Origin of the sequence: Lawsonibacter sp., from assembly GCF_022777125.1 — a bacterium.
Classification (GTDB): Bacteria; Bacillota; Clostridia; order Oscillospirales; family Oscillospiraceae; genus Lawsonibacter_A; species Lawsonibacter_A hominis.
The window spans coordinates 1-18,104 of record NZ_JALFGV010000114.1; the positions used below are offsets into that span (position 1 = coordinate 1).

General features: G+C 62.4%; 25 protein-coding genes. 21 read left to right on the top strand and 4 right to left on the bottom strand.

Annotated elements, in window-relative coordinates; all coding sequences use genetic code 11:
* The 19 genes from rpsH to MR825_RS09770 form a co-directional block, all read left to right on the top strand.
* Nucleotides 1-317 (top strand): 30S ribosomal protein S8 (rpsH, locus tag MR825_RS09680; protein ID WP_287880449.1); only part of this gene is annotated, 317 nt, incomplete at its 5' end.
* Nucleotides 318-333: 16 nt separating this feature from the next.
* Nucleotides 334-882, top strand: coding sequence for a 50S ribosomal protein L6 (gene rplF, locus MR825_RS09685; RefSeq protein ID WP_186907540.1), 549 nt, complete (start codon nt 334-336; stop codon nt 880-882).
* A 14-nt stretch (nt 883-896) separates the two neighbouring features.
* Nucleotides 897-1,256 (top strand): 50S ribosomal protein L18, encoded by a 360-nt coding sequence (gene rplR / locus MR825_RS09690; RefSeq protein ID WP_186907541.1) that lies wholly within the window; start codon nt 897-899, stop codon nt 1,254-1,256.
* Nucleotides 1,257-1,274: 18 nt separating this feature from the next.
* Entirely contained in the window at nt 1,275-1,775 is a 501-nt protein-coding gene (gene rpsE, locus MR825_RS09695; protein ID WP_186907542.1) for a 30S ribosomal protein S5, read from the top strand.
* A gap of 14 nt (nt 1,776-1,789) precedes the next feature.
* On the top strand, nt 1,790-1,972 hold the full coding sequence (rpmD, locus tag MR825_RS09700) for a 50S ribosomal protein L30 (RefSeq protein WP_186907543.1): 183 nt from the start codon (nt 1,790-1,792) through the stop codon (nt 1,970-1,972).
* Nucleotides 1,973-1,985: 13 nt separating this feature from the next.
* Entirely contained in the window at nt 1,986-2,426 is a 441-nt protein-coding gene (gene rplO, locus MR825_RS09705; RefSeq protein WP_186907544.1) for a 50S ribosomal protein L15, read from the top strand.
* Complete coding sequence (secY, locus tag MR825_RS09710; protein ID WP_186907545.1) at nt 2,427-3,758, top strand: preprotein translocase subunit SecY; 1,332 nt, start codon at nt 2,427-2,429, stop codon at nt 3,756-3,758.
* A gap of 18 nt (nt 3,759-3,776) precedes the next feature.
* Nucleotides 3,777-4,409, top strand: a complete 633-nt coding sequence (locus tag MR825_RS09715; RefSeq protein WP_186907546.1) for an adenylate kinase — start codon at nt 3,777-3,779, stop codon at nt 4,407-4,409.
* An 8-nt stretch (nt 4,410-4,417) separates the two neighbouring features.
* Nucleotides 4,418-5,170 (top strand): type I methionyl aminopeptidase, encoded by a 753-nt coding sequence (map, locus tag MR825_RS09720; RefSeq protein WP_287880492.1) that lies wholly within the window; start codon nt 4,418-4,420, stop codon nt 5,168-5,170.
* A gap of 2 nt (nt 5,171-5,172) precedes the next feature.
* Nucleotides 5,173-5,448, top strand: a complete 276-nt coding sequence (locus MR825_RS09725) for a KOW domain-containing RNA-binding protein (RefSeq protein WP_186907547.1) — start codon at nt 5,173-5,175, stop codon at nt 5,446-5,448.
* A gap of 4 nt (nt 5,449-5,452) precedes the next feature.
* Complete coding sequence (infA, locus tag MR825_RS09730) at nt 5,453-5,671, top strand: translation initiation factor IF-1 (protein ID WP_009258089.1); 219 nt, start codon at nt 5,453-5,455, stop codon at nt 5,669-5,671.
* 99 nt (nt 5,672-5,770) lie between these two features.
* The gene (gene rpmJ / locus MR825_RS09735) at nt 5,771-5,884 is read left to right on the top strand and encodes a 50S ribosomal protein L36 (protein ID WP_006573428.1); all 114 of its coding nucleotides are present in this window, start codon (nt 5,771-5,773) and stop codon (nt 5,882-5,884) included.
* Between the two features lie 20 nt (nt 5,885-5,904).
* Nucleotides 5,905-6,273 (top strand): 30S ribosomal protein S13, encoded by a 369-nt coding sequence (rpsM, locus tag MR825_RS09740; protein ID WP_186907548.1) that lies wholly within the window; start codon nt 5,905-5,907, stop codon nt 6,271-6,273.
* 15 nt (nt 6,274-6,288) lie between these two features.
* Nucleotides 6,289-6,693: a 30S ribosomal protein S11 gene (gene rpsK, locus MR825_RS09745; RefSeq protein WP_130869677.1), complete on the top strand. Its 405-nt coding sequence runs from the start codon at nt 6,289-6,291 to the stop codon at nt 6,691-6,693.
* Nucleotides 6,694-6,717: 24 nt separating this feature from the next.
* A complete protein-coding gene (gene rpsD, locus MR825_RS09750) occupies nt 6,718-7,323 on the top strand; it encodes a 30S ribosomal protein S4 (protein ID WP_186907549.1) in 606 nt (201 codons plus the stop codon).
* An 82-nt stretch (nt 7,324-7,405) separates the two neighbouring features.
* Complete coding sequence (locus MR825_RS09755; protein WP_186907550.1) at nt 7,406-8,356, top strand: DNA-directed RNA polymerase subunit alpha; 951 nt, start codon at nt 7,406-7,408, stop codon at nt 8,354-8,356.
* A gap of 137 nt (nt 8,357-8,493) precedes the next feature.
* The gene (gene rplQ, locus MR825_RS09760; RefSeq protein ID WP_186907551.1) at nt 8,494-8,835 is read left to right on the top strand and encodes a 50S ribosomal protein L17; all 342 of its coding nucleotides are present in this window, start codon (nt 8,494-8,496) and stop codon (nt 8,833-8,835) included.
* A gap of 319 nt (nt 8,836-9,154) precedes the next feature.
* A complete protein-coding gene (locus MR825_RS09765; protein ID WP_186907552.1) occupies nt 9,155-10,426 on the top strand; it encodes an HlyC/CorC family transporter in 1,272 nt (423 codons plus the stop codon).
* Nucleotides 10,419-10,565, top strand: coding sequence for a hypothetical protein (locus tag MR825_RS09770; protein ID WP_186907553.1), 147 nt, complete (start codon nt 10,419-10,421; stop codon nt 10,563-10,565). Before MR825_RS09765 ends, MR825_RS09770 begins: the two co-directional genes overlap by 8 nt.
* A 154-nt stretch (nt 10,566-10,719) precedes the next feature.
* Here the strand turns inward: MR825_RS09770 and MR825_RS09775 are convergent, their stop codons facing one another.
* The 4 genes from MR825_RS09775 to MR825_RS09790 all read right to left on the bottom strand — a co-directional run bounded on the left by MR825_RS09775 (nt 10,720) and on the right by MR825_RS09790 (nt 14,752).
* Nucleotides 10,720-11,208: a hypothetical protein gene (locus MR825_RS09775; protein ID WP_287880487.1), complete on the bottom strand. Its 489-nt coding sequence runs from the start codon at nt 11,206-11,208 to the stop codon at nt 10,720-10,722.
* Nucleotides 11,209-11,220: 12 nt separating this feature from the next.
* Entirely contained in the window at nt 11,221-12,195 is a 975-nt protein-coding gene (locus MR825_RS09780) for a lysine exporter LysO family protein (protein WP_287880490.1), read from the bottom strand.
* 157 nt (nt 12,196-12,352) lie between these two features.
* Nucleotides 12,353-14,149, bottom strand: a complete 1,797-nt coding sequence (thrS, locus tag MR825_RS09785; protein WP_186907556.1) for a threonine--tRNA ligase — start codon at nt 14,147-14,149, stop codon at nt 12,353-12,355.
* A gap of 342 nt (nt 14,150-14,491) precedes the next feature.
* A complete protein-coding gene (locus MR825_RS09790; RefSeq protein WP_186907557.1) occupies nt 14,492-14,752 on the bottom strand; it encodes a hypothetical protein in 261 nt (86 codons plus the stop codon).
* 143 nt (nt 14,753-14,895) lie between these two features.
* On the opposite strand from MR825_RS09790, the gene MR825_RS09795 reads away from it, so the two are divergent.
* Both MR825_RS09795 and MR825_RS09805 read left to right on the top strand, forming a co-directional pair.
* On the top strand, nt 14,896-15,225 hold the full coding sequence (locus tag MR825_RS09795; protein ID WP_186907558.1) for a helix-turn-helix domain-containing protein: 330 nt from the start codon (nt 14,896-14,898) through the stop codon (nt 15,223-15,225).
* 679 nt (nt 15,226-15,904) lie between these two features.
* Nucleotides 15,905-17,821: an NAD(+) synthase gene (locus tag MR825_RS09805; protein WP_186907559.1), complete on the top strand. Its 1,917-nt coding sequence runs from the start codon at nt 15,905-15,907 to the stop codon at nt 17,819-17,821.
* Nucleotides 17,822-18,104: the final 283 nt, after the last annotated feature.

Consider the following 18,104-nt stretch of genomic DNA (forward strand, 5'->3'; position numbering starts at 1 on the left):
CCGCGTCCAACATGAAGAAGTCCATCGCGCAGATCCTGCTGGATGAAGGCTATATCAAGAACTTCCAGCTGATCGACGACGGCACTCAGGGCGTGATCCGCATCACCCTGAAGTACAACCCCGGCAAGGAAAAGGTCATCACCGGCCTGCGCCGCGTGTCCAAGCCCGGCCTGCGCGTCTATGCGGGCGCCGATGAGCTGCCCCGCGTCCTGCGCGGCCTGGGTATCGCTATCGTGTCCACGTCCAAGGGCGTCATGACCGACAAGGCCGCTCGCGCCAACCACGTCGGCGGCGAGGTCCTTGCGTTTGTCTGGTAAGGAGGGAGAGTAGAATATGTCTCGTATCGGAAGAATGCCGATCTCCATCCCCGCCGGTGTGGACGTGAAGATCGAAGAGGGCAACCTGGTCACCGTGAAGGGGCCAAAGGGTACCCTGACCCAGCAGCTCTGCCCGGCCATGACCATCAAGCAGGAGGGCGCGGAGCTCCATGTCACCCGTCCCAACGACGCGAAGGAGAACCGCAGCCTGCACGGCCTGACCCGCAGCCTGCTGCACAACATGGTGGTGGGCGTCACCGAGGGCTTCAAGAAGGAGCTGGACGTGAACGGCGTCGGCTATCGTGTGGCCAAGGAGGGCAGCAAGCTGGTCATGAACCTGGGCTTCTCCCATCAGGTGTTCATGGAGGAGGCCGACGGCATCACCATCGAAGTGCCCAGCGCCAACAAGATCGTCATCAGCGGCCTCGACAAGCAGAAGGTCGGCCAGTTCGCCGCTGAAGTGAGAGAGAAACGTCCGCCCGAGCCTTACAAGGGCAAGGGGATCAAATACACTGACGAGGTCATCCGCCGCAAGGAAGGCAAGACCGGCGTCAAGAAGAAGTAAGGAGGTGTGCCACTATGATTAAGAGACCCGATACCAACGCACAGCGTCTGCACCGTCACAAGAGAGTCCGCGGGAAGATCTCCGGCACGCCCGAGAGACCCCGTCTGAACGTGTTCCGCAGCAACACCAACATCTATGCCCAGATCATCGACGATGTGACCGGCAAGACGCTGGCGTCTGCTTCCTCCCTGGAGAAGGGCTTCGAGGGCAAGGGCTCCGACTGCGAGGCCGCCAAGAAGGTGGGCCAGGCGGTCGCCGAGCGCGCTAAGGCCGCCGGCATCGAGACCGTCGTGTTCGACCGCGGCGGCTACGTGTACCACGGCCGCGTACAGGCCCTGGCCGAGGGCGCCCGTGAGGGCGGCCTGCAGTTCTAAGGGAGGAGGAAAAGAGAAATGGCTCGATTTGAAAGAGAACCCAGCGAGTTCACCGAGAAGCTCGTCTCTCTGAACCGCGTTTCCAAGACCGTCAAGGGCGGCCGCGTGATGAAGTTCGCCGCTCTGATGGTGGTGGGCGACGAGAAGGGCCGCGTGGGCTTCGGCACCGGCAAGGCCGCCGAGGTGCCCGAGGCCATCCGCAAGGGCATCGAGGACGCCAAGAAGAACATGTGCACCATTACCCGTTCCGGCACCACCATCCCCCACGAGGTCATCGGTGAGTTCGGCGCCGGCCGCGTGCTGCTCAAGCCCGCCGCCCCCGGTACCGGCATCATCGCCGGCGGCCCGGTGCGCGCCGTCATGGAGGCCGCCGGCATCCGTGATATCCGCGCCAAGTGCCTGCGCTCCAACAATCCGCAGAACGTGGTCTCCGCCACCTTCGAGGGACTCAAGTCCCTGCGTGGCCCCGAGGAGATCGCCCGTACCCGCGGCAAGAGCGTGGAAGAGATCACAGGTTAAGGAGGGCCGTCAAAATGGCTAATTTGAACATCAAGCTGGTCAAGAGCCTGAACGGCCGCATCGCCAAGCATAAGGCGACCGCCGAGGCCCTGGGGCTGCGCAAGATCGGCGACACCACCGTCCAGCCCGACAACGAGGCGACCCGCGGCAAGATCAGCCACATCGGCTATCTGCTCCAGGTCACCGAGGAAAAGTGAGGAGGTGCGCGAAATGAATCTGCATGAACTTTCTCCCGCGCCCGGTTCCAACCCCAAGGCCTACCGCAAGGGCCGGGGCCACGGTTCCGGAAACGGCAAAACGGCCGGCCGCGGACACAAGGGCCAGTGGGCCCGTTCCGGCGGCGGCGTCCGCACCGGGTTTGAGGGCGGCCAGATGCCTCTGGTCCGCCGCATCCCGAAGCGCGGCTTCAACAATATCTTTGCAAAGCCTCTGGAGGCAATCAACGTCTCCGCCCTCGAGAAGTTCGAGGACGGCGCTACGGTCAACGTCTGCGACCTGCTGGAAAAGGGAATCCTCTCCAAGTGCGAGTACGGCTACAAGGTGCTGGGCAACGGCAACCTGACCAAGAAGCTGACGGTCCGTGCCTCCGCGTTCTCCGCCTCCGCCAAGGAGAAGATTGTTGCGGCAGGTGGAAAGTACGAGGTGGTCTAAGTGATCGAGACCATCCGCAACGCATGGAAGATCCCTGAGTTGCGCAAGAAGATCCTGTTCACCGTCTTCGCGCTGCTCATCTTCCGGCTGGGCTCCGTGGTGCCCGTGCCGTTTATCAACAGCGACCTGCTGGGCTCCACCCTGAATAGTATGGGCGGTATCTTCGCGCTGCTGGGCGCCATGAACGGCACCGCTTTCTCCATGGCGGCCGTCTTCGCCCTGGGCGTGCAGCCCTATATCAACAGCTCCATCATCATCCAGCTGCTCACCGTCGCCATCCCTGCTCTGGAGCGTCTCCAGAAGGACGGCGGCGAGGAGGGCCGGAAGAAGATCGCGGCCATCACCCGCTATACCACCGTGGCCATCGCGCTGATCCAGGGCTTCGGCTACTACACCCTCATCCGCACCACCAACTCCGGTGCTCTGCTGGATACCGGGTCCATCCCCGGCGTTTGGGCCGCCATCGTCATCGTGCTCTGCTTCACCGCAGGTTCCGCCTTTGTCATGTGGCTGGGCGAGCAGATCACCGAGTTCGGCATCGGCAACGGCATCTCCATCATCCTGTTCGCCGGTATCCTCTCCCGGGTGCCCAGCATGATCCTCACCCTGTACACCGGAATCAGCAACAATATCAATGGTGTCACTGGGGATAACGTGTTCAACCTGCCCTGGTGGGGCGCCATCCTGATCGTCATCGGCATGCTGGCCATTGTGGTGCTCATCGTGTTCATCACCAACGCCGAGCGCCGCATCCCCGTCCAGTACGCCAAGCGTGTGGTGGGCCGGAAGATGTACGGCGGTCAGTCCAGCCACATCCCCATGAAGGTGAACATGTCCGGCGTCATGCCCATCATCTTTGCCCAGGCCATCGCCTCCCTGCCGGCCACCATCGGCGCGTTCGTGCCGTCGGCCCAGGTGGAGGGCTCCGGCTGGAACACCTTCCTGAAGATCTTTGATACCGGCAGCATCTTCTATATCGTGGTGTACTTCCTGCTGATTCTGGGCTTCAGCTACTTCTACGCGACCATGCAGTTCAATCCCGTGGAGGTGGCCAATAATCTGAAGAAGAACGGCGGCTTCATCCCCGGCTTCCGTCCCGGCAAGCCTACCGCCGACTTCATCCACAAGGTGCTCAATAAGATCACCCTGTTCGGCGCCATCTATCTGGCCATCATCGCCATCGCGCCCATCATCACCGGCAATATCATCGGCGTCAGCAGCCTGGCCATCGGCGGCACCTCCATCATCATCGTGGTGGGCGTCGCGCTGGAGACCACCAAGGCCATGGAGGCCCAGATGCTCATGCGGCACTACAAGGGTTTCCTGGAGTAATGGAAGAAGGGGAAGGGTATGAAGATCATCCTGTTGGGCGCCCCTGGCGCCGGCAAGGGTACCCAGGCTGAGATCATCAGCCGGAAATTGGGCATCCCCACCATCTCGACCGGTAACATCCTGCGTGCCGCCGTGAAGAACGGCACCCCCGTGGGCAGGAAGGCCAAGGCCTTCATGGATGCGGGCAAACTGGTTCCTGACGACGTGATCCTGGGCATTGTGGAAGAGCGCCTGGCCCAGAGCGACTGCCAGAACGGCTATATCCTGGATGGAGTGCCCCGCACGATCGCTCAGGCCGAATTCCTGGAGAAGGACGGAGTCAAGTTCGACGTCGTGCTCTCCATTGAGATCTCCGACGGGGAGATCGTCAAGCGTATGGGCGGCCGCCGGGCCTGCCACGACTGCGGCGCCACGTACCACGTGGTCTCCGCGCCGCCCAAGGCGCAGGGCAAGTGCGACAAATGCGGCGGCGAGCTGCTGCTGCGCGACGACGACAAGCCCGAGACCGTCCAGCACCGCCTGGAGGTCTACCATGCGGAGACCGAACCCCTCAAGGACTTCTATGCCCAGCGGGGCATCCTCAAGCCGGTGGAGAACCAGCCCACCATCGAGGAGACCAACGTGCTGGTCATGAAGGCGTTGGAAGCGTGAGGATGGAAATGATCTCCCTGAAATCCCCGCGCGAGATCGAGCGGATGCGCCGGGCCGGGCGGCTGACCGCCCAGGCCCGGGCCCTGGCCGGCTCCATGGTGCGCCCCGGCGTATCCACCCTGGAGATCGACGCCGCCGTGCGAAAGTTCATCGAGGGACACGGCGCCAGGCCGTCTTTCCTCAATTACAACGGGTTTCCCGGCTCTGTCTGCATTTCCGTCAACGACGTGGTCATCCACGGCATCCCGGACCACCGGAAGCTGGAGGAGGGCGACATCGTCAGTGTGGACGTAGGCGCCTGCCTGGACGGTTTCCATGGCGACTGCGCGGCCACCTTCCCCTGCGGGCAGGTCAGCGATGAGGCCCTGCGTCTCATCCAGGTCACCGAGCAGAGCTTTTGGGAGGGCGTCCGGCTGGCCCGCTCCGGAAACCGGGTGTTCGACATCTCGCATGCTGTGCAGCAGTATGTAGAGCAAAACGGCTGCTCGGTGGTGCGGGACTTTGTGGGTCACGGCGTAGGTGCCAAGCTCCATGAACCCCCCGAGGTCCCCAATTTTGGCCCCGCAGGCCACGGCCCCCGGCTCCAGCCGGGGATGACCCTGGCGGTGGAGCCCATGGTGTGTGCCGGGGACTGGCGGGTCAAGGTGCTCAAGGACGGCTGGACCACGGTCACAGCGGACGGGAGCCTGGCCGCCCACTATGAGAACACCATTCTCATCACCGACGGGGAGCCGGAAGTGCTTACCGTCACAGGAGCGTGAGCATGGCGTACGAAAAGGCCCAGATCGTCCGTTCCCTGGCCGGGCACGACAAGGGGGATGTGTTCTGTATCTTGGATACAGAGGGCCCCTATCTGCTCCTGGCCGACGGGAAACGGCGGAAAACAGCCGCTCCCAAGCGCAAAAAGGCCGTCCATGTGGCTTGCGCGGGAGAATTTCACCACCCGGCCCTGGAGCGTATCCGGGCAGGAGAGGAAGCAGTTGACAGCGAGATCCGGAGGGCGCTGGCCGCTTTCCGAGCCGAGTCTAGGAGGGTATGACGCTTTGGCAAAAGACGACATGATCGAAGTGGAGGGCGTCGTGACCGAGTCCCTTCCCAACACCACGTTCCATGTGGACATCGGAAACGGCCATATCATTCTGGCGCACATCTCCGGCAAGCTGCGGATGAACTTTATCCGCATCCTGCCCGGTGACAAGGTGACGGTCCAGATGTCCCCCTACGATGTCACAAGAGGCCGGATCACCTGGAGAAGCAAGTGACCGGTCAACGGATCCAAAAGACCATCAACGACCGTCGCGGGATCGCGGGGCCTTGCCTCCGCCGCGGCGGGGCCATCAGGCTTACAGGAGGTTTGTAACATGAAAGTGAGACCGTCCGTGAAGCCCATGTGCGAGAAGTGCAAGATCATCAAGCGCAAGGGCAAGGTCATGGTAATTTGCGAAAACCCCAAGCATAAACAAAGACAAGGTTAACAGGAGGTGCTTGAAAGAGTATGGCACGTATTGCAGGCATTGACCTGCCGAAGGATAAGCGGGTCGAAATCGGCCTGACCTATATCTACGGCATTGGGCGCACCAGCGCCAATAAGATCCTGGCTGAGGCCGGCATCAACCCCGACACCCGCGTGAAGGACCTGACCGAGGCCGACGAGGCCAAGCTGCGTGAGATCATCGGCCACAGCTATACTGTGGAGGGCGACCTCCGCCGCGACGTGGCGATGGACATCAAGCGCCTGACCGAGATCGGCTGCTACCGTGGTATGCGCCACCGCAGGGGTCTGCCGGTGCGCGGACAGCGCAGCAAGACCAACGCGCGCACCCGTAAGGGGCCCAAGCGCACCGTCGCCAATAAGAAGAAGTAAGGGAGGGAGAAACACATGGCTACCGCTGCTACCAAGGGTAAGAAGGTTATCCGCAAGCGCCGTGAGCGCAAGAACGTTGAAAAGGGCCAGGTGCATATCCGCTCCTCCTTCAATAACACCATGGTCACTGTGACCGATATGGGCGGCAACGCCCTGTCCTGGGCCTCCTCCGGCGGCCTGGGCTTCCGCGGCTCCCGCAAGTCCACCCCCTTCGCCGCGCAGACCGCCGCCGAGACCGCCGCCAAGGCGGCCATGGAGCACGGCCTGAAGACCGTTGAGGTCTACGTGAAGGGGCCCGGCGCCGGCCGCGAGGCCGCCATCCGCGCGCTGCAGGCCGTGGGCCTGGAGGTCACCCTCATCAAGGACGTGACCCCCATCCCCCACAACGGCTGCCGTCCGCCCAAGCGCCGCCGCGTGTAATCTGAGAAGGAGGAAGAGCAAACTATGGCTAAGAATATGCAGCCCATTGTGAAGCGCTGCCGCGCTCTGGGCATTTCTCCCGCCGTCCTGGGTTACACCGAAAACAGCAAGCGGGAATCCATCCGCAACCCCGGCGCCCAGCGCCGCGGCAAGAAGAGCGAGTATGCCATGCAGCTGGCCGAGAAGCAGAAGGTCAAGTTCGTCTATGGCATGCTGGAGAAACAGTTCCACGCGTATTACCTGAAGGCCGCCCGTTCCAGCGGCAACACCGGTGAGGAGCTGCTGTCCATGCTGGAGCGCCGCCTGGATAACGTGGTGTTCCGTCTGGGCTTTGCCAACACCCGCCGTGAGGCCCGCCAGCTGGTCAACCACGGTCACTTTACCATCAACGGCAAGCGTGTGGATATTCCCTCCTACCTGGTCAAGCCCGGTGAGGTCATCGCTGTCTGCGAGAAGAGCCGGTCCACCAACCGCTTTAAGATGCTCAACGAGGGCAGCGCCGTGCACTCCACGCCCAAGTGGATCGAGAAGGCCGGCACCTTCGAGGGTAAGATCATTGCCAAGCCGGTGCGCGACGACATTGACTTCGACGTGGCCGAGCACCTGATCGTCGAGCTGTACTCCAAATAAATAAGAGCGTACCCTCGATTATTGGTGAGCTGTATAGGACGGCGGGCGCCTTGGCCCGCCGCCGCGAAAAGGAGGGTAACACATGGTAGAAATCGAGAAGCCCCGCATCGAATGTGTGGAGAACCCCGGCGATGGCTCCTACGGCAAGTACGTGGTCGAGCCTCTGGAGCGTGGCTACGGCACCACCCTGGGCAACTCCCTGCGCCGCATCCTGCTCTCGTCCCTGCCCGGCACGGCGGTTACGTCCATCAAGATCGCCGGCGTGCAGCATGAGTTTTCCACCATCCCCGGTGTGAAGGAGGACGTGACGGAGATCGTGCTCAACGTGAAGAGCATCATCGCCAAGCTTTACTCCGAGGGCGTGAAGACGGTCTATATCGAGGCCAGCGGGGAAGGCGAGGTCACTGCGGGCGACATCAAGGCCGACGGCGAAGTGGAGATCCTGAATCCGGAGCTGCACATCGCCACCCTGGGCCCTGACGCCAGCCTGAATATGGAACTGACCCTGTCCCACGGCCGCGGCTATGTGCCCGCCGACCGGAACAAGCCCGCCCAGACCATCATCGGGGTCATCCCGGTAGACTCGATCTACACGCCGGTGCGGAAGGTCAATTACACGGTGGAGAACACGCGTGTCAAGGACCTGACGGACTTCGACAAGCTGACCCTGGAGGTATGGACCAACGGTACCATCACCGCCCGGGACGCGGTGAGCCTCGGTGCCCGCATCCTCTGCGACCACTTTGTCCTCTTCACCGATCTCTCCGAGACCATGGGCAATAAGTCCACGGTGGTGGAGAAGGCGGAGGCTCAGCGGGATAAGGTGCTGGAGCTGACCATCGAGGAGCTGGACCTGTCGGTCCGTTCCTTCAACTGCCTCAAGCGTGCCAACATCAACACGGTGGAGGATCTGATCTCCAAGACCGAGGACGAGATGATGAAGGTGCGCAACCTGGGCCGCAAGAGCCTGGAAGAGGTCATCAACAAGCTGGCCATGATGGGCCTGCACCTGGCGGACGACGAGAACAACTAAAGAAGAGGCGGGCGGTCCGGGGGCATGTAACGTCCCCTCCCGGATCCACTGTACTCCCGCTTCGGGGGGAGACCCCTCAGGACGAATTTAAACTGGAGTCCGCCGGGGAGGCGAGGCTCCGATAGGAGTGGAATCACATGTCCGGATATCGGAAGCTGGGCAAGACCAGCGATCAGCGCCGCGCCATGCTGCGCGCCATGACCACCTACCTGCTGGAGAACGGTCAGATCAAGACCACCGTCTCCCGTGCCAAGGAAGTTGCCCCTATGGCGGAGAAGATGATTACCCTGGCCAAGAAGGCCAACCTGGCCAATTACCGCCAGGCCCTGTCCTACCTGACCAAGGAGGACGTGGCCAAGAAGCTGTTCGACGAGATCGGCCCCAAGTATGCCGACCGTAACGGCGGCTATACCCGTGTGGTCCGCATTGGGCCCCGCCGGGGCGACGCGGCCGAGATGGCCATCGTTCAGCTGGTGTAAGGAGCGTTCCAAGGGCGCTTGCCCTTTGGATGGAACAAGCGGGGTCCGGCGCTGCCGGGCCCCGCTTGTTTACGCCTTGGGACGCAGGAGAGACGTCGGGCCGGAGAACGCACCGGGAATGGCTTGCATTTACAGGCGGGGTGTGGTATACTGCTACACAATCCATCATAAGGAGACGGTGAGCCCGCGTGGACGAACCTCCGCCGTGTCAGAACTACATAGCGTCCAATTGCATGGACAGCCATATCCATAAAAAGGGATAGGGCTGTCTTTTCCTGCGCAAAATTTGAAATAGAAATCGGAGTTGATGAGTTCCTCTATGGACAGTGCCAGTATCACTATGATTGCCGCTCTTGTATTTTTGGTGGTGATGTCAGCCTATTTCTCCGCCACAGAGACCGCCTTTTCCTCGCTCAACCGCGTCCGCATGAAAAGCAAGGCGGACGGAGGAAACCAGCGGGCCGCCCTGGCGCTCGAGCTGGAGGAGGATTATGACCGGCTGCTCTCCACCATCCTGATCGGCAACAACATCGTAAACATCACTGCTACCACGGTTTCCACGGTGCTCTTTACCAAGCTGCTGCCGGTATACGGCCCCACGGTGTCCACCGTGGTGCTGACCGTGATCATCCTGATCTTCGGCGAAATTTCTCCGAAGAGCCTGGCCAAGGAGAATGCGGAGGACTTCGCCATGTTCTCCGCCCCCATTCTCCGGGTGTTTATCGCCCTGCTGCGGCCGGTGAATTTCCTCTTCACCCAGTGGAAGCGTCTGCTGACGAAGCTGCTGCGCAAAAAGGCGGAAGACGGCATCACGGAGGAAGAGCTCATCACCATGGTGGATCAGGCCGAGGACGAGGGCGGGCTGGACCAGCATGAGAGCCAGCTCATCCGCGCTGCCATTGAGTTCAACGACCTGGAGGTGGAGGAGATCCTGACCCCCCGGGTGGACGTGGTGGCCGTGGAGGATACCGATTCCATGGATGAGATCGCCAGGACGTTCGCGGAGAATGGGTATTCCCGTCTGCCGGTGTATCACGAGGATATCGACGACATCGTGGGCGTCATCCATGAAAAAGACTTCCATGCCGCGCGCTACCATGGCCGGGAGGACGTGCAGGGAATCATCAGCCCGGTGCTCTATACCACGGGGAACACCAAGATCTCACATCTGCTGCGTATCCTCCAGCGGGAAAAGGCCCATATGGTCATCGTGGTGGACGAATACGGCGGGACCGAGGGCCTGGTGACCCTGGAGGACATCGTGGAGGAACTGGTGGGAGAGATCTGGGATGAACACGACGAGGTGATCGAGGAATTCAAAAAGCAGGCGGACGGCAGCTACCTCATCTCCTGCAGCGCGGATCTGACCGACCTGTTCGACCTCTTTTCCATCTCGGACGAGTGCGACGCCAACACCGTCTCCGGCTGGGTCATGGAGCAGGTAGGCCGGGTGCCCGAGGCGGGCGACCATTTCGTGGCCGACGGTCTGGACGTGACCGTCACCAAAGTGGATCACCGGCGGGTGCTGGAAATCAAGGTTGTGGTGCTTCCCGGGGAAGGCGCCTTTGAGCAGGAGAAAAAGCGTGACTGATCAGGCGCTCCGCCAGGCGGAGGGGGCGCTGTTCCTGCTGGGGGGCGGGACGGACCACCCGCCCCGCCACAGCGGGGAGCTCGATTTCCCGGATGCCCTTCTGGAGAAGGCCTGCGCCCTCTTCCAGACGCTGACTTGAAACAAAGCGCCCTCCGGCTCAATTGAACCGAACCAGTAAAAACGGACAATAGACAAAACGCCCCCTAATGTAGGAAAATGAAAGTACTACTGAACCACCCCAGATTGTGCTGTCCGCACAATCTGGGGCGGTTCATATGCCGCAGGGCGCTTTGTTATAGCAGGGAGGAACGGGTGCGCTCCCAATAGGCTGCCATGCTCTGCCCGGGCTGCCCGGTGACCTCATCGGCGAGGTAGGCGCGCAGCGGCTCCGGCGGCATCCAGGCCCGGGCGGCCTGCACATCGGAAAACTCCACTTCCGCATAAAAGAAACCGCTTTCGCGATCCCGGTCGACCTGATTGACCTCCAGGGTCAGGCCGCCGGGGAGGGGGTAGCGCCGCTGCTCCTTGCAGATCATAGGGTGCTCCAGCATGCCCTGAAGGCGGCGGTAACGCTCTGCATCCAGCTCCAGCTCGATCTCCTCCCGGCACAGGCCGCCCTTGCCCTTGAAGCAGAGCACATAACGCGTACCGCCCTCTGAGAAGGCCTCCGCGCGGATCCGGATCGCGGGGCGGGTGGAAAAATAGCCCTGCTCCATCGTCAGAACAGCGGCGGGCGTCCCGGAGGGCCAGCTCCGCACCCGCCAGCGGCGTTCGATCTCCATGGCGCTCCCCCCTTAAAAGGGCAGCGCCACGATGGCGGGCACCAGCAGGGGTACCGCCAGGGAGAGCACAACGCCGGAGGTAAAGGAGTAAATGGCGATGCGCTCATGAGTGGCGCCCACGACCACGGGCAGCACCGTGTCCATGGCCGCCGCGCCGGGGAGCGCGGCGCATTCCACATAGCCTAAGTACTTGGCCACAAAGGGGATGGCAATGATGGAGAAGATCTCGCGCATGACGTTGGACAGGAAGGCCACGGCGGAGACCGACAGGGAATAGGGAGCCAGCAGGGTGGGCGCCAGGGAATACCACCCGAACCCGGCGGAGGCCGCCATGGCGTCCTTTATCCCAAGGGGAAGGAAGAGCCCGGCCAGGGCGGCGCAGCCCAGCGTGCCCGCCACCACAGCCACCGGAACCAGCAGCACCTTGAGACCGGCGGCTTTGATATCGGCCAGCATGGTGCCCTGCCGGCCCATATCCATGCCGACCAGAAAGAGCAGCAGGTACAGGCCGAAGTCGATGACCCTGCCGCAGTAGGCCACCATACGGTCCGGGATCACGAAGTAACCCGCCAGCATGCCCAAGGCCACGGCCAGGACGATCCATTTGGTCAGGGAGTTGTCCGCTTTTCCGCCGGAGCCTTCGGTTTCTTCCGCCTCCTGCGCACTGCCCTGGGGCAGGCCGTAACGGTCCAGATGGAACACAAAGCGCCGCAGCAGGTACAGGCACAGAAGGGAGCCTGCCATCGCCAGCACGGTGATGAGCAGGGCGGCCAGACCGATCTGTCCCAGGGAGGAGATGACCTCGTCGTTGGCGCCCAGCTTCACGCCCAGAGAGACGATCAGGATCATCAGCGCCAGGAATTGCAGCTTGCCCAGCCAGGGCATGGGACGGCTGCGGACGGCCCTGCGGGAGCCGATGACCGCGCCGACCGCCACCAGACCGATATAGATCGCCAGATTCAGAAGGGTGCCAAGCGTGGTGCCCATGTCATTCATCCTTTTTCCATTGAAATTGAAGAGCCGGGCGGTGGGGTCCACCGCCCGGCTCCTGTATTTTAGCAGGTTCCACGGAGAAAGTCCACCCCGGCGAAGCGGTTGTGCATCAGATCCTGCAGACGCAGCGCATGAGCCGAGCGGGAGGACATCACTTGATGCACTTGCGCTCCACTTCGTCCTGGAGCAGGGCGAGAAAGTCGGATTGGCTCATGGCGCCCAGATCCTCACCGGAGCGGTGCCGGACCGAGACGGTCTGATGCTCCATGTCCCGGTCGCCCACCACCAGCATATAGGGGACCTTCTCCAGGGTGGCCTCGCGGATCTTTTTGCCGATCTTCTCGTTGCGGTAGTCCGCCGTTGCGCGGAGACCCTCGCCCTCCAAGCGGCGGGCTACCTCGGCGGCGTAATCGCAGGCGCGGTCGGTGACCGGCAGGACACGGACCTGCTCGGGGGCCATCCAGGCGGGCAGAGCGCCGGCGTACTCCTCGATCAGATAGGCCAGGGTGCGTTCGTAGCAGCCCAGGCTGGTGCGGTGAATGATATAAGGGGTCTTCTTTTGGCCGTCGGCGTCGGTGTACTCCATGCCGAACTGCTTGGCCAGAAGCATGTCGATCTGGATGGTGACCAGGGTGTCCTCCTTACCGTAGACATTCCGGTACTGGATGTCCAGCTTGGGACCGTAGAAGGCGGCCTCGTCGATACCGATGGTGTACGTCACGTCCAGATCGTCCAGGATTTTCGCCATGGTGGCCTGGGCCAGCTCCCACTGCTCGGCGGTGCCCTCGTACTTGTTGTTGGGGTTAGCAGGGTCCCACTGGGAGAAGCGGAAGGTACACTTGTCCAGCAGGCCCACGGTGCCCAGGCAGTACTTGGCCAGGTCCAGACAGCCCTTGAACTCCTCTTCCAGCTGCTCAGGGCGGAGGACCAGATGGCCCTCGGAAATGGTGAACTGACGCACACGGATCAGGCCGTGCATCTCGCCCGAGTCCTCGTTACGGAAAAGGGTAGAGGTCTCCCCCAGGCGCATGGGAAGGTCGCGGTAGGAGCGGGCGCGGTTCAGGTAGACCTGGTACTGGAAGGGACAGGTCATGGGGCGCAGGGCAAAGCACTCGCGGGTCTCGTCATGGGGGTCGCCCAGGACGAACATGCCGTCCAGATAGTGATCCCAGTGACCGGAGATCTTATAGAGATCGCTCTTGGCCATCAAAGGGGTCTTGGTCAGCAGGTAGCCCCGCTTCTGCTCCTCGTCCTCCACCCAGCGCTGCAGGACCTGGATGACCCGGGCACCCTTCGGCAGCATGACGGGCAGACCCTGGCCGATCACGTCCACAGTGGTGAAGTACTCCAACTCACGGCCCAGCTTGTTGTGGTCCCGTTTCAAAGCCTCTTCCCGCTTGGCCACCCAGGCGTCCAGCTCGTCCTTCTTGGGGAAGGCGATGCCGTAGATGCGCTGAAGTTGTTTGCGGCTGGAGTCGCCCCGCCAGTAGGCGGCGTTGCAGGCGGTGAGCTTGATGCCGTTGCCCTTTACGCGGCCGGTGGAGTCCAGGTGGGGCCCGGCGCACAGGTCGGTGAAATCGCCCTGCCTGTAGAAGGAGATGACCGCGTCCTCAGGCAGGTCGCGGATCAGCTCCACCTTGTAGGGCTCGTCCTTCTCCTCCATAAAGGCCAGCGCGTCCGCCCGGGGCAGCTCGAAGCGCTCCAGCTTCAGTTTTTCCTTGCAGATCTTGCGCATTTCAGCCTCCAGCTCCTCCAGCTGGGACTCGGAAAAGGGTTCGGGGGTATCAAAATCGTAGTAGAAACCATTGTCGATGGCCGGGCCGATGGCCAGCTTCACATCAGGGTGCAGGCGCTTCATGGCCTGGGCCAGAATGTGAGAGCAGGTGTGCCAGTAGGTCTTGCGGTAGGTTTCATGTTCAAAAGTATACTGGTTGTTTTCTTCTGCCATAATAATTCCTCCTCGTATTGGGGCACAGGCAAATAAAAATGCTTCACCCCTGACCTCAGGGGTGAAGCATTCCAATACTCCACGGTTCCACCCTGCTTGCGGCTGAAGACAGCCGCCGCTTCGTTGCCGCTGTAACGGGCGCACCCGGCCCATTTACTTGGCGCAGAGCCTGCGTTCGGGCAGGCGCCGGGCCGTTCATGGGCGGCTCAGGGGTGGTTAAACGCTGTCCGTGCCCCGGAAACGCTTTCAGCCTTGGCGATTCCTCTCTGGCGGGCGGAACAGGGTCTTGTCCCCATCACAGCCTTGCTTGCGCAGTTACTATATCACCCGCCGGGCCGGTTGTCAAGAGGGGGAGGGCGCGGCGGCGGCAATCGCGTCCAGCAAGGAGCGGCGGCAGGCGGAGGCGTCCGCCCCCGGCGCACGCAGGCCGGACAGATAGGTCAGCGCTTCCTGCCACATGGCCGCGGAGAAGTCGCCGGCCGGAGTCCGCACAAGCGCGTCTTGGAGCGCCGGAGCCAGCAACGGGTCGCGCAGATCGGACAGGCAGGCGACGCCCGTCAGCACGGCCAGATGATCCAACAGATCGCAGGATGGGGCGTGCATAGTAAAGCTCCTCGAATTTAGAGATATAAGTGTATAATCGTATTATAAAGCGCATAAAATACCATGTCAAGTGTAAAAAACACTTTTGGATTATTCTTTGAACCGTAAGAGACTACTAAAATAAGAAAAAAGAGGTGATAAGGATGGGCTTGGATTATCAGCAGATCGGACAGCGGATCGCGGTCCGGCGCAGGGCGCTGGGGCTGCGGCAGACACAGGTATGCGAGCGGTGCGATATCAACAGCAATTACCTTTCCAATATCGAGCGGGCCAGGTCCATCCCCAGCCTGGAGGTCTTCATGCGCATCTGCGCGGCGCTGGATGCCACGCCGGACGAATTTTTAGTGGGGACCGCCCGCAGCGAGGAGAACGAAACCTGGAGGGATGTATCCGAACTGCTGCGGGGACTGGACGGAAAGCGGCTGGAACTGGCGAAAAACTTTCTCTGCTGGCTGCGGGAGCAGGAGCTGTAGGGGAGAGGCCGGCAAGCCCCGCCGCAGGCCCGATATTTACAGTTTATTCACAAAGAAGACACGAATTGGCCTTATTTACAAGGTATGATACAGACAGATTCAGAAATGAATCACAAAGACCATCCTCCCAAACCAATTCCTCTCTTATCCCTCTCCAACACCTTTGCAAAAACACAACACACACCCGAAAAGCCCCGGCCGGAAGGCCGGGGCTTTTCGGTGCCGTCAGGGGAAGTTCCCGAAAAAAATACCGGCCCCTATCTGGACGGGCGCTACGGTATCCTGGACTATCTGCTCCGGCAGAAGCAGCGCGGGCGCATCCGGGCACCTGGGGTTTTCCGCCCACGGCAGTTATGCGGCGATGGAGCGTTTTTTGGACGCCTATGGGCAGCGCATGGAGTTCGGACAGATACAGCTTATGGTCCTTTCAGGACGCCAAAGCGAAGGGGGAACTGCTCCGGCAGCGCCAGATCCCCATCTGGATGATGGAGCCCCTGCGGGGCGGGCGGCTGGCTGCCCTGTCCCAGGAGGAAGACGGCGCGCCTCTGCGGGGGTTGCGGAGCGGCACGGGTGCGGCGGGAACGTTTTTCAAGGGGGGAGGCGTTGCAATCCGCGGCGTTTTGGGGTATCATAGTCCTGTTGCAAAAGCTGGGATCCGTTCAATAAGGAGGCGCTGACGATGCGCGATGGATTTATTAAGGTGGCGGCAGGTACGCCCAAAATTCGGGTAGCCGACTGCCGTTTTAACGCCGAGCAGGTCTTTACCCTGATGCGGGAGGCCGCCCGGCAGGGGGTGCGGGTGCTGGCGCTGCCCGAGCTGTGCCTGACGGGGTATACCTGCGCCGATCTGTTCCTGCAGGACACCCTGCTGCGGGGTGCGGAGGAGGGGCTGGCCACCGTTCTGGAGGCCACCAAAAACCTGGATATGGTCACAGCCCTGGGCCTGCCGGTGCGGCACCAGGGCAAGCTCTATAACTGCGCCGCGGTGATCCACCGGGGCGAGATCCTGGCAGTCGTCCCCAAGACGCACCTGCCCAACTACGGAGAGTTCTACGAAAGACGCTGGTTTGAGCCCGGCGGGCCCTCGGACCGGCTGTTTTCCCTCTGCGGTCAGGAGGTCTTTTTCGGCGCCGATGTGATCTTCCCCTGTGAAAGCATGCCGGGGCTTGTCCTGGGGGTGGAGATCTGCGAGGACCTGTGGGCGCCTGAGCCGCCCTCCCAGGCACTGGCGCGGGCGGGCGCCACCCTGCTGCTGAACCTGTCCGCCAGCGACGAGACGGTGGGAAAGGACGCCTACCGGCGTTCCCTGGTGACCGGGCAGTCCGCCCGGCTGGTGTGCGGCTATGTCTATGCCGACGCGGGGGAGGGCGAGTCCTCCACCGACCTGGTCTTCGCCGGGCATGATCTGATCGCGGAAAACGGCGCGCTGCTGAACGAGCGGCGCTTTACCACCGGCCTGACGGTCAGCGAGATCGACGTGGATAAGCTCTGCTGCGAGCGGCGGCGGATGACCACGTTCCCCGGCGCGGGGGAGGGGAGGTTCGTGTCCGTCGGGTTTGCGCTGGAGCCTGCCACCACAACGCTGACCCGTTATATCTCCCCCACGCCGTTTCTCCCGGAGGACGCCCGTGACCGGGCCGGCCGCTGCGGCGAGATCCTGCGCATCGCCGCACTGGGGCTGAAGCAGCGGCTGGAGCACACCGGGGCCAAGACCGCCGTGGTGGGACTCTCCGGCGGGCTGGACAGCACCCTGGCGGTCCTGATCACCGGGATCGCCATGGGGCTGCTGGAGCGTCCGGCCAGCGATATCATCGCCGTCACCATGCCCTGTTTCGGTACCACCGACCGCACCCGGGACAACGCCGTGGAGCTGGCTCAGCGCCTGGGGGCTACCCTGCGGCGCATCGACATCGGCTCTTCCGTGAAGAGCCACTTCCGGGATATTGGCCAGTCCATGGAGGATCACGACGTGACCTTTGAGAACGGCCAGGCCCGGGAGCGCACCCAGGTGCTCATGGACATCGCCAACCAGACCGGCGGCATCGTGGTGGGTACCGGAGACCTCAGCGAACTGGCCCTGGGCTGGGCCACTTATAACGGCGACCACATGAGCATGTACGGGGTAAACGCCTCCATTCCCAAGACGCTGGTGCGCCACCTGGTGGCTTTCGTGGCCGGGGACAAGGCCGCCGAGGATGAGGCGCTCTCCCATGTGCTGGAGGATATCCTGGACACCCCCGTCTCCCCGGAGCTGCTGCCCGCCATCGAGGGCAGGATCAGCCAGAAGACTGAGGACCTGGTGGGCCCCTACGAGCTGCATGATTTCTTCCTCTATTACGCCGTGCGCTGGGCCTTCCCGCCCCGCAAGGTGCTGCGCCTGGCGGAGCATGCCTTTGGCCGCTGCTATGACCGGGCCACGATCCTCAAGTGGCTCAAGACCTTTTACCGGCGCTTTTTTGCCCAGCAGTTCAAGCGTTCCTGCCTGCCCGACGGCCCCAAGGTGGGGTCCGTAACGCTGAGCCCCCGGGGCGATTGGCGGATGCCCAGCGATGCGGCGGCCGCGCTGTGGTTGGACGCCCTGGAGGAGCTGGCCTGATGAACCTCCATCCGGACTTGTTCCTCACCTTTGCCGGGGTGGGCGTGTGTATCCCCGGTGCGCACCGTGCGCACCGGGGGACCCCGACAGGAGATTTTGCGTCAGGCGGAAGTGAATTCCGCCTGACTTCGCGGCCGGCGCCGCGCCCCGCTGTGCGGGGCCCCCGTACACACCCGGGGAGCGGGAGAGGAGATGAGGTAAAATGAATCTCTATCTGGATTTGTTCCTCACCTTTGCCAGGGTGGGCGTGTGTACGTTTGGCGGCGGCTACGCCATGCTGCCC

What these genes read in the sequence shown, in the direction of transcription:
- MR825_RS09725 (WP_186907547.1), top strand. Translation starts at nt 5,173, where the DNA reads ATGGCGTACGAAAAGGCCCAGATCGTCCGTTCCCTGGCCGGGCACGAC.
- rpmJ (WP_006573428.1), top strand. Translation starts at nt 5,771, where the DNA reads ATGAAAGTGAGACCGTCCGTGAAGCCCATGTGCGAGAAGTGCAAGATC.
- MR825_RS09780 (WP_287880490.1), bottom strand. Translation starts at nt 12,195, where the DNA reads ATGGGCACCACGCTTGGCACCCTTCTGAATCTGGCGATCTATATCGGT.
- rplQ (WP_186907551.1), top strand. Translation starts at nt 8,494, where the DNA reads ATGTCCGGATATCGGAAGCTGGGCAAGACCAGCGATCAGCGCCGCGCC.
- rpmD (WP_186907543.1), top strand. Translation starts at nt 1,790, where the DNA reads ATGGCTAATTTGAACATCAAGCTGGTCAAGAGCCTGAACGGCCGCATC.
- thrS (WP_186907556.1), bottom strand. Translation starts at nt 14,149, where the DNA reads ATGGCAGAAGAAAACAACCAGTATACTTTTGAACATGAAACCTACCGC.
- rpsE (WP_186907542.1), top strand. Translation starts at nt 1,275, where the DNA reads ATGGCTCGATTTGAAAGAGAACCCAGCGAGTTCACCGAGAAGCTCGTC.
- rplR (WP_186907541.1), top strand. Translation starts at nt 897, where the DNA reads ATGATTAAGAGACCCGATACCAACGCACAGCGTCTGCACCGTCACAAG.
- rpsM (WP_186907548.1), top strand. Translation starts at nt 5,905, where the DNA reads ATGGCACGTATTGCAGGCATTGACCTGCCGAAGGATAAGCGGGTCGAA.
- MR825_RS09765 (WP_186907552.1), top strand. Translation starts at nt 9,155, where the DNA reads ATGGACAGTGCCAGTATCACTATGATTGCCGCTCTTGTATTTTTGGTG.
- map (WP_287880492.1), top strand. Translation starts at nt 4,418, where the DNA reads ATGATCTCCCTGAAATCCCCGCGCGAGATCGAGCGGATGCGCCGGGCC.
- MR825_RS09755 (WP_186907550.1), top strand. Translation starts at nt 7,406, where the DNA reads ATGGTAGAAATCGAGAAGCCCCGCATCGAATGTGTGGAGAACCCCGGC.
- MR825_RS09775 (WP_287880487.1), bottom strand. Translation starts at nt 11,208, where the DNA reads ATGGAGATCGAACGCCGCTGGCGGGTGCGGAGCTGGCCCTCCGGGACG.
- MR825_RS09790 (WP_186907557.1), bottom strand. Translation starts at nt 14,752, where the DNA reads ATGCACGCCCCATCCTGCGATCTGTTGGATCATCTGGCCGTGCTGACG.
- rpsD (WP_186907549.1), top strand. Translation starts at nt 6,718, where the DNA reads ATGGCTAAGAATATGCAGCCCATTGTGAAGCGCTGCCGCGCTCTGGGC.
- rplO (WP_186907544.1), top strand. Translation starts at nt 1,986, where the DNA reads ATGAATCTGCATGAACTTTCTCCCGCGCCCGGTTCCAACCCCAAGGCC.
- rplF (WP_186907540.1), top strand. Translation starts at nt 334, where the DNA reads ATGTCTCGTATCGGAAGAATGCCGATCTCCATCCCCGCCGGTGTGGAC.
- MR825_RS09715 (WP_186907546.1), top strand. Translation starts at nt 3,777, where the DNA reads ATGAAGATCATCCTGTTGGGCGCCCCTGGCGCCGGCAAGGGTACCCAG.
- rpsK (WP_130869677.1), top strand. Translation starts at nt 6,289, where the DNA reads ATGGCTACCGCTGCTACCAAGGGTAAGAAGGTTATCCGCAAGCGCCGT.
- MR825_RS09805 (WP_186907559.1), top strand. Translation starts at nt 15,905, where the DNA reads ATGCGCGATGGATTTATTAAGGTGGCGGCAGGTACGCCCAAAATTCGG.
- MR825_RS09795 (WP_186907558.1), top strand. Translation starts at nt 14,896, where the DNA reads ATGGGCTTGGATTATCAGCAGATCGGACAGCGGATCGCGGTCCGGCGC.